Source organism: Deinococcus terrestris, assembly GCF_009377345.1.
GTDB classification, from domain to species: domain Bacteria; phylum Deinococcota; class Deinococci; order Deinococcales; family Deinococcaceae; genus Deinococcus; species Deinococcus terrestris.
This window is the reverse complement of sequence record NZ_WBSL01000006.1, coordinates 59,934-71,692: the sequence shown is the minus strand read 5'-3', so window position 1 is coordinate 71,692 and position 11,759 is coordinate 59,934. Positions and strand designations below refer to the sequence as shown.

9 protein-coding genes and 1 tRNA gene are annotated in these 11,759 nt (G+C 69.1%); 3 read left to right on the top strand and 7 right to left on the bottom strand.

Going from position 1 to position 11,759, the window contains the following annotated elements; all coding sequences use genetic code 11:
- Positions 1–2 precede the first annotated feature (2 nt).
- Positions 3–2,450, top strand: a complete 2,448-nt coding sequence (lon, locus tag F8S09_RS12635; RefSeq protein ID WP_152871847.1) for an endopeptidase La — start codon at positions 3–5, stop codon at positions 2,448–2,450.
- Positions 2,451–2,500: 50 nt separating this feature from the next.
- On the opposite strand, the gene F8S09_RS12630 is transcribed toward lon, so the two are convergent.
- On the bottom strand, positions 2,501–2,926 hold the full coding sequence (locus F8S09_RS12630; RefSeq protein WP_152871846.1) for a thioesterase family protein: 426 nt from the start codon (positions 2,924–2,926) through the stop codon (positions 2,501–2,503).
- A gap of 101 nt (positions 2,927–3,027) precedes the next feature.
- On the opposite strand from F8S09_RS12630, the gene F8S09_RS12625 reads away from it, so the two are divergent.
- Complete coding sequence (locus F8S09_RS12625) at positions 3,028–4,209, top strand: YihY/virulence factor BrkB family protein (protein ID WP_152871845.1); 1,182 nt, start codon at positions 3,028–3,030, stop codon at positions 4,207–4,209.
- 60 nt (positions 4,210–4,269) lie between these two features.
- On the opposite strand, the gene hisA is transcribed toward F8S09_RS12625, so the two are convergent.
- Entirely contained in the window at positions 4,270–5,001 is a 732-nt protein-coding gene (gene hisA, locus F8S09_RS12620) for a 1-(5-phosphoribosyl)-5-[(5-phosphoribosylamino)methylideneamino]imidazole-4-carboxamide isomerase (RefSeq protein WP_152871844.1), read from the bottom strand.
- Positions 5,002–5,100: 99 nt separating this feature from the next.
- Positions 5,101–5,904 carry a MerR family transcriptional regulator gene (locus F8S09_RS12615; RefSeq protein ID WP_152871843.1) on the bottom strand — a complete coding sequence of 268 codons (804 nt, stop codon included), beginning with the start codon at positions 5,902–5,904 and terminating at the stop codon, positions 5,101–5,103.
- 120 nt (positions 5,905–6,024) lie between these two features.
- Between F8S09_RS12615 and F8S09_RS12610 the strand changes: the two genes are divergently transcribed.
- Positions 6,025–7,200 carry a glycosyltransferase family 4 protein gene (locus F8S09_RS12610; protein WP_322618798.1) on the top strand — a complete coding sequence of 392 codons (1,176 nt, stop codon included), beginning with the start codon at positions 6,025–6,027 and terminating at the stop codon, positions 7,198–7,200.
- A gap of 62 nt (positions 7,201–7,262) precedes the next feature.
- Here the strand turns inward: F8S09_RS12610 and F8S09_RS12605 are convergent.
- From F8S09_RS12605 to F8S09_RS12590, 4 genes are all read right to left on the bottom strand, one after another.
- Positions 7,263–7,347 (bottom strand) — tRNA-Leu (locus F8S09_RS12605).
- An 87-nt stretch (positions 7,348–7,434) separates the two neighbouring features.
- A complete protein-coding gene (locus F8S09_RS12600) occupies positions 7,435–9,492 on the bottom strand; it encodes a prolyl oligopeptidase family serine peptidase (protein WP_322618797.1) in 2,058 nt (685 codons plus the stop codon).
- 168 nt (positions 9,493–9,660) lie between these two features.
- A complete protein-coding gene (locus F8S09_RS12595) occupies positions 9,661–10,653 on the bottom strand; it encodes a malate dehydrogenase (protein ID WP_152871919.1) in 993 nt (330 codons plus the stop codon).
- Between the two features lie 177 nt (positions 10,654–10,830).
- Positions 10,831–11,667 carry an enoyl-CoA hydratase/isomerase family protein gene (locus tag F8S09_RS12590; protein ID WP_407643665.1) on the bottom strand — a complete coding sequence of 279 codons (837 nt, stop codon included), beginning with the start codon at positions 11,665–11,667 and terminating at the stop codon, positions 10,831–10,833.
- Between the last annotated feature and the right edge of the window lie 92 nt (positions 11,668–11,759).

The following is an 11,759-nucleotide window of genomic DNA, read 5'->3' as shown; positions in this document are numbered from 1 at the left end:
GCATGATCTGGGAACTTCCCGTAGTCGCCCTCAGAAATATGGTCATCCTGCCCGGCATCACCATGAACATCGATGTGGGGCGTCCCAAGAGCAAGCGGGCTGTGGACGAGGCGCAGAGCAGCGACCGCCGCGTGCTGCTGCTGACCCAGCGCGACCCCCGCACCGACGACCCCACCCGCGCCGAGTTGTACGAGGTCGGCGTGCTGGCGGTCGTCAAGCAGGTCGTGCGGATGCCCGACAACACCTATCAGGTGCTGGTCGAGGCGCAGGAACGCGCCCGCGTGCAAGACGAGGTGCCCAGCAGCTACCTGCGGGTCCGCGCCGAGACGCAGGCGGCCACGGTCCCCACGGACGAGACCCAGGCCCGCGAGGTGCAGGTGATCGCGCAGGAGGTCAAGGCCGCCTTCGAGGAGTACCAGCGCCAGAACAAGAACCTGCGGCTGGACAACTACCAGCTCGAGGGCCTGAAGAACCTGACCGACGTGGGAGCGCTCGCCGACTCGGTCGCGCACCACGCCACCTGGACCCCCGAGGAAAAGCAGGAGGTTCTCTCGGCGCTGGACGTCCGGGCGCGGCTGGAGGCGGTGCTGCGGCTGCTGACGCGCGACACCGAGCGCTTCAACATGGACAAGAAGATCGCCGGGCGCGTCAAGGAGCAGATGGACGCCAACCAGCGCGAGTACTACCTGCGCGAGCAGATGAAGGCCATCGGCAAGGAACTCGGCGGCGGCGAGGACGGCCCGGCCGAGGTCGACGCCCTGCGTGAGAAGATCGAGGCCGCCGGGATGCCCGAGACGGTCAAGGACAAGGCCCTCAAGGAACTCGCCCGACTGGAGCGCACCCCCGGCGGCAGCCCCGAGAGCACGGTCGTGCGCAACTACATCGACTGGCTCACCGACGTGCCCTGGAGCAAGCGCGACGAGGAGATCCTCGATATTCAGCGCACCCGCGAGATCTTGGACGCCGACCACTACGCCCTGGGCGACGTGAAGGACCGCATCCTGGAGTTCCTGGCGGTGCGCCAGCTCACCCACAAGGAGGGCGAGACCGAGGAGCAGCGCCGCGAGCGGGCCGCCGAGGAGCGCACCGACGACGCCGAGCTGCGGGCGCCCATCCTGGTGCTGGTCGGCCCTCCCGGAGTCGGCAAGACCTCGCTGGGCAAGAGCATCGCCCGCAGCCTGAACCGCAAGTTCGTCCGCATGGCGCTGGGCGGTGTGCGTGACGAGGCCGAGATTCGCGGCCACCGCCGCACCTACATCGGCTCGATGCCGGGCCGGATCATCCAGGCGATGAAGACGGCGGGCGTGACTAACCCGATCATCCTGCTCGACGAGATCGACAAGATGAGCAGCGACTGGCGCGGCGACCCGTCGAGCGCGATGCTCGAAGTGCTGGACCCCGAGCAGAACCACACCTTCCAGGACCACTACCTCGAAGTGCCCTACGACCTCTCGCAGGTCATGTTCATCACGACGGCGAACACGCTTCAGACCATTCCCCGGCCCCTCCTGGACCGCATGGAGGTTATCCAGATTCCGGGCTACACCCAGCCCGAGAAGGTGGAGATCGCCAAGCGCTACCGAGTGCCCCGCCAGATCAAGAGCCACGGCCTGACCGGGCGGCTGGAGATCACCGACGCGGCGCTGAACCGGATCGTGGAGGAGTACACCGCCGAGAGCGGCGTGCGTAACCTCGACCGCCAGATCAGCAAGCTGGCCCGCAAGGCCGCCCGCGAACTGCTGGAGCAGCCCTGGGAGGGCCTGAAGGTGATCGACGCGGCCGACATCCCCGAGTACCTCGGCGTGCCGCAGCACCGCCCCGACCGGATGGAGAAAGAGCCGCAGGTCGGCGTGGCGCAGGGCCTGGCGTGGACCAGCGTGGGCGGCACGATGCTGCTGGTCGAGGCGCTGGCGACCCCCGGCACCGGCAAGATCGTCATGACCGGTTCGCTGGGCGACGTGATGAAGGAGAGCGTGGCCGCCGCCATCGCCTACCTGCGTGCGAACGCGGCCCGCTACGGGGCCGACCCCGACTTCCACAAGACGATGGATCTGCACGTCCACTTCCCCGACGGGGCGACCCCGAAAGACGGCCCCAGCGCGGGCATCACCATCGCCACCGCCGTGATCAGCGCGGTGACTGGGCGCCCGGTGCGGCTGGACGTGGCGATGACGGGCGAGATCAGCCTGCGCGGCCGGGTGCTGCCCATCGGCGGCGTCAAGGAGAAGCTGCTCGCGGCCCATCAGGGCGGCATCCGCGAGGTCATCATCCCGAAGGACAACGAACCCAACCTTCAGGACGTGCCCGAGTCCATCCGGGGCGACCTGCGCATCCACACCTTCGAGCGGGTGGGGCAGGTGCTGGACCTCGTGCTGCTGCCCAAGCCCGCTGAGGAACCCGCGACCATCCCGCCCACCCAGGGCCGGGACGTGACGCAGCCGGGGGCGTAAGCGCCGCCAGCAGGCCATCATCCTCCAGCCCCGCTTCGGCGGGGGTTTTCTTAGGCCTGCTCTCGGTGCGCCTGCCAGCGTTCCCGCAGCGTCTCAAAGTTCGCGTCAATTCTCGCCTGGGGCAGCACCATCTGGGTTGTTGTGCCGTGCCCGATCTCGTCGCCCAGTTCGGAGACGGCGCGGAGGTCGCAAAAAATCCGGCGGCCTTCCATCCGGGTGAAGGTGGCGGTGACGGTGACCGTCATGCCGGGCAGCGCGGAGGCGGTGTGGGTCACATCCACCTGGGTGCCGATGCCGCCCTCGCCGTCTTCCAGAAAGGGAAGGATGATCTTGCGCCCGGCTTCCTCGAAGTGGCGGGCCAGCCAGTAGGTTGCGTACACCGGGTGAACGGCACCGAGTTCGGCGAACTGCACGGTCATCTCGTCGGTGACAAGCACAGTGAGGGTCTGGGTGAAACCGGGCGGGATGGGGCGCATGGGGTGAGGCTAACAGAGGGGCGGGGAGGGGGCCGAGCGTGAAGAAACCTGCCCCGGCGCGGTGTCCGGCGCTCAGGCCTCCCCCCGGTACACTGCTCCCCATGAAGCTCAAACTGCCTGACCTCTTCACCCTGATCCGGGAAGCGGCCCTGGCTTTCGGGCAGGACAAGGCCCCCCGGCTGGCGGCGGCGGTGGCGTACTACTCGATTTTTGCCGTCGCGCCGCTGCTGTTTTTCGTGCTGGCGGTCGCCAGCGGGCTGCTCGCCAACGTGGACGTGCAAGAACGCCTCTTCTCGTTCCTGGCCGAGAACATCAATGAGAGCGCGGTAGAGTTCGTGCAGGGCATCCTGCCGTCGGGCAACCAGCTTCAGCAGTCGAGCGTGATCGCCAGCATCATCGGCTTCGTGACGCTGTTTCTGGGCGCGACCGGGCTGTTCGTGCAGGTGCAGGACGCCCTCAACACCCTCTGGGGCGCAGAGCCGGGACCAGCGGGCGGGGTGTGGAACATCGTGAAGTCGCGCCTGCAAGCCTTCGTGCTGATCCTGGCCTTCGGCGTGCTGGTCATCGCCTTTCTGGTGGGCAACACCTATCTGTCGTCCATCGCCGGGGAGCTGGGCAACGCCATCGGGCTGGGCGCTTTTTTCGTGCGGGTGGTGACGCTGCTGGTCAGCGTGGGCGTGCTGACGCTGGTGTTCGCGGGGGTGTTCAAGGTGCTGCCCAACGTCAAGCTCCAGTGGCGCGAGGTCTGGGTGGGCAGCGCGGTGACCGCCGTGCTGTTCGGGCTGGGGCAACTGGCGATCAGTTGGTACCTGGGCCGCTTCGCGCCGGGCAGCGCCTTTGGGGCGGCGGGGGCGCTGGTCATCCTGCTGCTGTGGATCTACTACTCCGCGATGATCTTTTTCTTCGGGGCGGAAGTCACCTGGGTCTACTCGCAGAAGTACGGCTCGGGCGCGGGCGGCGCCGTCAGCGTCACCAAGAAAGAGGAACTGATCAACAAGGGCGCCGACCTCGACCCCACCCCCAGCGACCAGGAACTGGAGGGCCTCAAGCAGGCCGCCGAGCAGGGCAAGCCCATTCCGGGGCGCTGGGCGCGGCTGGTTCACGGGGTCCAGGAGCGTCGGGCCGAGTTGCCGCGCGTGCTGCCGGAGGTCCCCACCCGCGAGGAAGGCCGGGTGCTTCCCACCGTGCGCGGAACGCTGTGGAACGCCGTGACGGCGCTGCTGGCCGTGCCCACCGTGATCGTGCTGCGGGTGCTGGGGTTGACAGGCGGCCAGAAGAAGTAGGAGCAGAGATGGAAGTCGGGGCGCGGGGAGAAAGACTCCTCCGCGCCCCCATTCTTTTGATCACAGCTCCGGCACCGGGTAGGGCAGCGTGCCTTCGTAGATCGCGCGGCCCACGATGGCGCCCTCGATGCCTTCCTCGGCCAGCAGGCGCACGTCCTCCACGTTCGCCACGCCGCCCCCCACGATCAGGGTGTTCACCCACAGGCCGCGCACCTGCCGCATGAGTTCGCGGTCGAGGCCCCTGAGGGTGCCGTCACGGGTCACGTCGGTAAAGATCAGGGTTTCCAGCCCGGCGTCGGCCAGCTGAGGCGTCAATTCCGCGACCCCCAACCCACTGCCCTCGGCCCAGCCGTGGATGGCGACCTCCAGGCCCCGCGCGTCGAGGCTCACGACCACCCGCTCGGGGCCGTGCGCGGCAATCAGGTCACGCACCAGTTCGGGGTGTTTCACCGCCGCCGTGCCGATGACCACCCGCTCGACCCCGGCCCTCAGCAGGGCTTCGGCGGCAGCGCGGGCGCGGATGCCGCCGCCGACCTCGACGGGTACGCCCAGTTCGGCGGCAATCTGGCGAAGAATAGCCCGGTTCTCCCCGCGCCCGGTCGCCGCGTCAAGGTCCACCAGATGCACCAGCCCTGCACCCAGGCTGACCCAGTGCCGGGCCGCGTCCAGCGGCGAGTCAAAGTACACGGTCTCGCGGTCGGGGTCGCCCTCGTAGAGCCGCACGGCGCGGCCCGACTGGATGTCCACACAGGGAATGATCTGGGGCTGGGGGCGGGGGGAGCCGGGCGTCATGGGGGTCAGGATAGCGGTGCCCAGGGTGGGCGGTTCATGGGCTGGCTGCGCCTCTTTCGTGGGCCGCTTCGCTGCTGTCCGGCTCCTCCCCCCGACGGGTCACACTCCTGTCTCTTCTTCCAGAAAGAAGGCGATGTCCGTCTCGTAAGCCTCGGGATTCGGGGTATCCGGCACGCTCTTGACGTAGAACTCGGCGGTGACTCCGGTGATGCTCAGCCCCCGCCGGAGGGCCTCCTCCACCACAGCCGAATACGCGGCCCCCGTCTGGTCGTAGGGGCCTACAAACCGGCCGAGAAAAGCCTTCCCCCCCTCAAAGGTCCGGACCTCGATGCGCCCCTGGGGTTTCACCTCGCCCGCGATGGGCAGACAGATCTCGACGAGACTGCCCTCGCCCTGGTCGTCGTTGTCATGCACGAAGAAGCTCGGGGCGTCCACCTGATAGCCCTGGGCCCTGGCGTACAGCATCAGTTCCCGCAGGGCTTCGGGAATGACCTCGTAGTGGGGCGGCTGGAGCCGGGTGCGGATGCTGAGGGTCTGGCGGGCGGGCAGGAGCTCGGTGCGGTAATTCATGGGGGCCTCCTGAAGAAAGTGGCGCAGGTGCAGCAAGGCCTGTTGCCGGTCCTCGATCTCGGCGCTCAGGCGACGGGCGTGATGATGGAAGACCTCCTTTGCCTGCTCGGGATGGTCAAGGAGTCGCCGAATCTCGTCGATGGGCAGCCCCAGCTCCCGCCAGCGGCGGATGCGGACGGCCGGGTCAATCTGGGACACGCCGTAGAAGCGGTAGCTGGTGAGCGGATCGACGTGCTGGGGCCGGAGCAGGTTGACCGCGTCGTAGTACCGCAAGGTCTTCGTCGAGAGGCCGGTGAGGGCGGCGAACCGGGAGATGCTCAGGCGACCTCGCATACCGGCACGCTAAGGGTTCCAGTGGCGGGAAGGTCAAGCCCTGGGCAGGCGCGGTCCGGGAGCGCGGGCCTGATCGCCCGGCGCCCGGCCCCTGTGTTCAGGGGTACACTCCGGGGAATCGTGCGAATCGGGATCGTGACCGCCACCTACCTGCCGTCCCGCAACGGCGTCGCCACGAGTACCGCGCTGTACGCCCGTGGCCTGCGCGAACGCGGGCACGAGGTCCGCGTCTTCGCGCCGCGCCACCCCCAGGCGCGTGGCCATGAGGAAGGCGTCTACCGCCTGAACTCGTCCTTCGCGGGGGCGCGGGCGCTCGGGGCTCCGGCCGATTACCCAGTCCTGCTCGCGCCGGGGCCGCTGCTGACCTCGCGCCTGCCGCTGCGCGACCTTGACGTGCTGCACACCATGCATCCCTTCCTGGCCGGGCGGCTCGCGCTGCGCTGGTCGCGCTTCTCGGGCGCCCCAGTCGTTTTTACCGCGCATACCCAGTACGACCAGTATCTGCACTACGCCCCCATGCCCAAGCGGGTGGGCCGGGCGATGTTGCGCCCGCATGTGGCCGCGTTTGCGCGGCGGGTCGACACCGTGCTGGCCCCCGGCCGCGCGATGGTGGAGATGCTGCGCGACTACGGCTTCGGCGGAGAGGTGGAGCTGTTTCCCAACCCGGTGGACCTCGCCAGCTTCCGGGAGGCGCGGGGCGAGGCCTTCCGGGCCGAGTACGGGGTGCCGGGGGACGTGCCGCTGGTCATGTACCTGGGCCGCCTCGCCCCCGAGAAGAATCTGGACGTGATGCTGCGGGCCTTTGCCCAGGCACAGGCGTCGCGGCCCGAGCTGCGGCTGCTCGTCGTGGGCGACGGGCCGGGGCGGGCGGCGGCGCAGGCGGTGGCGCCCCCCGGCGTCACCTTCACCGGACCCGTGCCCTACGCCCGCGTGCCCGAAGCGCTGGCCGCCGCCGACGCTTTCATCACGGCAAGCACCTCGGAAGTGCTCCCCATGAGCATGATTGAGGCCCTCGCGGCCGGAGCGCCGCTGGTGGCCGCGCAGAGTCCGGCCGCGCTGGACCTCGTGCAGGAGGGCGTGAACGGCACCGTCACCGAGGCCACCCCGGACGAGCTGGCCGCCGGGCTGCTGGACGTGCTGCACCCCGCCCGGTTGCCCGAGTTGCAGACCGGGGCGCGGGCGAGCGCCGCGCAGTACGACCTGCCCACCCGCGCCGCCGCGCTGGAGGAGGTGTACCGCCGGACGGTGGCGCAGGGGCGCACGCGCAGCCGACTCTGGACCGGGCGGAGCGGCTGAGCCGGACGCAGCTTTTCCCCCTTGCCAAAAGAAGAACCCCCGCCTGTTCGCGGGGGTCTTTCTGGTGCCGAGGATGGGATTTGAACCCACACGCCTCGCGGCGCTAGTCCCTGAAACTAGTGCGTCTACCAATTCCGCCACCTCGGCATTCCTTGGCTCTCGCGCCCGCGCGGGGGCGCGTTTCAGGGCTTGCTTACTTTAGCGGCGAGGCGGGGGACTGTCAACCGCTGCGCTTCAGCGGGGGCCGCCCAGCCGGTCCTCCAGAAAGGCCCACACGTCGGCGGCCTCCTCAATCACCAGTGCGGTCGGCTTGCCTGCCCCGTGCCCGGCCCGCGTCTGGATGCGGATGAGCACCGGGGCCTCTCCCCCGTGCGCCCGCTGCAACTCGGCGGCGAACTTAAAGGAATGCGCCGGAACCACCCGGTCGTCGTGGTCGCCCGTGGTGATCAGGGTGGCGGGGTAGGCGGTGCCTTCCTTCAGGTTGTGCAGGGGCGAGTAGGCCAGCAGGGCCGCCAGCATCTGCGGGTCATCGGCGCGGCCATAGTCGGACGCCCAAGCCCAGCCGATAGTGAAGTGCTGATAGCGCAGCATGTCCAGCACGCCGACCTGCGGAATGGCCGCTGCGAAGAGGTCTGGGCGCTGGGTCATGCACGCGCCGACCAGCAGCCCGCCGTTGCTGCCGCCCTGAATCCCGAGGTGCGCGGGCGAGGTCACGCCCGAGGCGATCAAGTGTTCGGCCACCGCGATGAAGTCGTCGAAGACGTTCTGCTTCTGCCCCAGCGTGCCCGCCCGGTGCCACTCCTCGCCGTACTCGCCGCCGCCGCGCAGGTTGGCCTGCACGTACACGCCGCCGCGCTCCAGCCACGCCAGCCGCGAGGGGCTGAAGGCAGGCGTGAGGCTAATGTTGAACCCGCCGTAGCCGTACAGCAGGGTGGGGTTCTGGCCGTCGCGGACCATGTCCTTTCGCGCCACGAGGAAGAGGGGCACCCGCGTTCCGTCGCGGCTGGTGGCGAACTCCTGCGTGACCTCGTAGGCGGAGGCGTCGAAGGTCAGCGCGGGGTCGGCCAGCGGTTCGGGTTCGCCGTCGGGGAGGAGCAGGCGGTAGGGCATGGCCGGAGTCAGGAAGGACGTGAAGCCCAGGAAGACCTCGGGGTCGTCCTCCTGGGTGCTCAGGCCCATCAGGGAGCCGAGGCCGGGCAGGGCAATTTCGCGTTGGCGGGTGCCGTCGCGCCCGTGCAGCGTGACCCGGTGGCTGGCATCCTCCAAGGTGACGGCGAGGAGGCCGCCGGGCACTGCCGCCACGTAGTCCAGCTTGTGCGGCCCTTCCGGGATAAGGTCACGGCGCTCGCCCGTGCTGATGTCCCAGGCGATCACCTTCTCACGCGGCGCGTCCTCGTCGGTCTTGAGCAGCAGCACGTCGCCCTCGTTGCCGATCAGCTCAAAGCTGGCCCGGAAGTCGGGAACGAGTTCGGTCCAGGGGCCGTCCGAGGCGAGGTCGCGCACCCACAGCAGATTCTTGGGGTCGGTGCCCTTCCAGACGTGCAGGACGAGGAAGCGGCCGTCATGCGTCACCTGCGGGCGGAAACCCCAGTCGGGCTCGTCGGGCCGGGCGATGACGAGGGAGTCTTCGGCCTGCGGAGTACCGACCCGATGGAACATCAGGCGCTGATTTTTGTTCGCCCCGGTCAGGACGCCGCCTTCCGTGGGCGCGTCGTAGGCGCTGTAGTAGAAGCCGGAGCCGTCGGGGAGCCATTCGGCGCCGCTGAACTTGCTCCAGTCGAGGCGGTCGGGGAGGTCTTCTGCGGTCGCCACGTCGCGCACCTGCCAGGTCACCCAGTCGCTGCCGCCGCTCTGGGTGCCGTAGGCGAGCCGCCTGCCGTCCTCGCTCACCGACGCCCCCGCCAGCGCCACCGTCCCGTCCGCGCTCAGCGTGTTGGGGTCGAGCAGGGTGCGCCACGGCCCACGCGGATCGTCCGCTACCTCCAGCACAGGTTGGTTCAGCAAGCCGGGGTTGAACTGCCGGAAGTACCGCTCGCCGCGTTTCCAGGGCGTGCCTTCCTTGGGGTAATTCCACAGGGAGGTCAGGCGTTCCCGGTAAGCGGCGCGGGCGGGCAGGGCCTCCAGGTACGCCCCCGTCACCCGGTTCTGCGCCTCCACCCAGGCGCGGGTTTCGGGCGAGTCGGGGTCCTCCAGCCAGCGGTAGGGATCGGGCACGCGGACCTCGCGGCCGTGGGGGTCGGTGTACACGTCCACGTGGTCGCCACGCGGAGACTCCGGGTATGAGGGGGTCACGGGGGGCATTCTGTCACGGGGACGAAACGGCAGGACTGCCGATCTTCAATGCGGCCACGGCGTCCTCCAGGGGCCGGACCCCCACCACCCAGCACCGAACAGCACGTCAAGCCCACAATGCGAGAGGGCGAGGCCCGCAAGCCCCGCCCTCTCCTGTCCTTCCGGCCTTTACTTCACCAGGCCGAGCTTGCGGACCTCGTCGCGCTCCTCAATCAGTTCCTGGGCGGTGGCGTCCATCTTGCCCCGGCTGAACTCGGACACGTCCAAGCCCTGGACGATCTCATACTTGCCGCCGCTGCACCGCACCGGGAAGCCGTAGATCAGGCCCTCGGGCACGCCGTAGGAGCCGTCACTGGGGATACCCATGCTGACCCACTCGCCTTCCGGGGTGCCCAGCGCCCAGTCGCGCATGTGGTCAATGGCCGCCGACGCCGCCGAGGCCGCGCTGCTGGCCCCCCTCGCCTCGATGATCGCCGCGCCGCGCTTGGCGACGGTGGGGATGTAGGTGCCCTCGTACCACTCGCGCTCCACGAGGTCGAGCGCGGGCTGGCCGCCCACGGTCGCCTCCGAGAGGTCGGGGTACTGGGTTGAGGAGTGGTTGCCCCAGATGGTGATGTTCTTGATCGCGCTCACGGGCTGCCCCGTCTGCTCGGCAAGCTGCGAGATCGCGCGGTTGTGATCCAGACGCACCATCGCGGTGAACTGCTTGGGGTCAAGGTCGGGGGCGTTCTGCTGCGCGATCAGGGCGTTGGTGTTGGCGGGGTTGCCGACCACGAGCACCTTCACGTCGCGGCTGGCGACGGCGTTCAGGGCCTCGCCCTGTGGCTTGAAGATGCCGCCGTTGGCGCTCAGCAGGTCGCCGCGCTCCATCCCGGCTTTGCGGGGCATCGCGCCCACGAGCAGCGCGTAGTCGGCGTCCTTGAAGGCGACCATCGGGTCGTCCGAGGTCACGATGTCGGCCAGCAGCGGGAAGGCGCAGTCGCGCAGCTCCATCACGACGCCCTGAAGGGCCTTCAAGGCGGGCGTGATTTCCAGCAGTTGCAGGATGACGGGCTGGTCCTTGCCCAGCATGTCGCCCGACGCGATGCGGAAGAGCAGGCTGTAGCCGATCTGCCCGGCGGCGCCGGTGACGGCCACGCGGACGGGTTGCTTGGTGTTCATGGTCATGGTGAATCCTCCCCAGGGTTGAAGTTTTTCGCCCAACAATAACGCGGGGGCGAGAGGAAGGCGGCGTGCCTGTGGGGGAGACAGCGAGGGCGGGCAGCCAGCGACCAGCGGCCAGCTTCCAGCAAAAGCCCCCCGATCTGGCGGCTGGTCGCTGGAAGCTGGCCGCTCTCCTCAAATCGGCGCGTCCTCCTGAAATCTCGGCTCGCGCTTCTCGCGCAGGCTGGTCAATCCCTCGCGCACGTCGGGGCCGGTAAAGCCCAGGAACTCCAGGGCGAGGCTGGTGTCGAAGGTCGGCCCCATCGCCCGCAGCCAGTTGTTCAGGGCGTATTTCGTCCAGCGCACGGCGGTGGGGCTGCCCGAGGCAAGCTTGCGGGCGACCGCCCACGCGCGGTCGAGCAGTTCCTCGTCGGGCACACACAGGCTGACGAGGCCGATGCGCTCGGCTTCCTCGCCGCTCACGGGTTCGCCCGTCATCAGGTGGTACTTGGCCTTGTTCAGGCCGCACAGCAGGGGCCAGATGATGGCCGCGTGGTCACCCGCCGCCACACCCAGCCGGACGTGTCCGTCCAGAATCCGGGCCGACTTCGCCGCGACGCTCACGTCCGCGAGCAGAGCGACTGCCAGCCCCGCCCCCACGCAGGGACCGTGAATGGCGCTCACGACGGGCTTGCCGCAGTTCACGAGGTTGTACACGAGGTCGCGGGCTTCCTTCCAGACGCGGGCCAGCGCCGTGAAGTCCTGGCTCATTTCCTCGATCAGGGCGAAGTCGCCGCCCGACGAGAAGCCCCGGCCCTCGCCGCGCACCAGCACGCAGCGGATGCCGGAAGCAGCGTCGATGTCGCGCCAGATGGAGGTCAGGGCGCGGTGGGCCTCGGCGTCCACGGAGTTGAGGGTCTTCTCGTTGCGGAGGACGACCTCAAGGATGCCGCCCTCATGCAGGGTGAGGTGCAGGCCGGGGTAGGCGCCCGGCGCGGTAAGTTGCTGCGCGGTCAGGGGTTGGGCGTGCATGGGGGGAGGCTAACACCCCCGGATGGCCCCCCCGAAGAGGCAAGCCCGCAGGGAGGGGTCAGGCCCTACGCTGACGCTGGTTTCCCCGGAGG

Excerpts from the sequence above, each read along its gene's own strand:
- lon (WP_152871847.1), top strand. The coding sequence starts at position 3 with ATGATCTGGGAACTTCCCGTAGTCGCCCTCAGAAATATGGTCATCCTG.
- F8S09_RS12630 (WP_152871846.1), bottom strand. The coding sequence starts at position 2,926 with ATGCGCCCCATCCCGCCCGGTTTCACCCAGACCCTCACTGTGCTTGTC.
- F8S09_RS12625 (WP_152871845.1), top strand. The coding sequence starts at position 3,028 with ATGAAGCTCAAACTGCCTGACCTCTTCACCCTGATCCGGGAAGCGGCC.
- hisA (WP_152871844.1), bottom strand. The coding sequence starts at position 5,001 with ATGACGCCCGGCTCCCCCCGCCCCCAGCCCCAGATCATTCCCTGTGTG.
- F8S09_RS12615 (WP_152871843.1), bottom strand. The coding sequence starts at position 5,904 with ATGCGAGGTCGCCTGAGCATCTCCCGGTTCGCCGCCCTCACCGGCCTC.
- F8S09_RS12595 (WP_152871919.1), bottom strand. The coding sequence starts at position 10,653 with ATGAACACCAAGCAACCCGTCCGCGTGGCCGTCACCGGCGCCGCCGGG.
- F8S09_RS12590 (WP_407643665.1), bottom strand. The coding sequence starts at position 11,667 with ATGCACGCCCAACCCCTGACCGCGCAGCAACTTACCGCGCCGGGCGCC.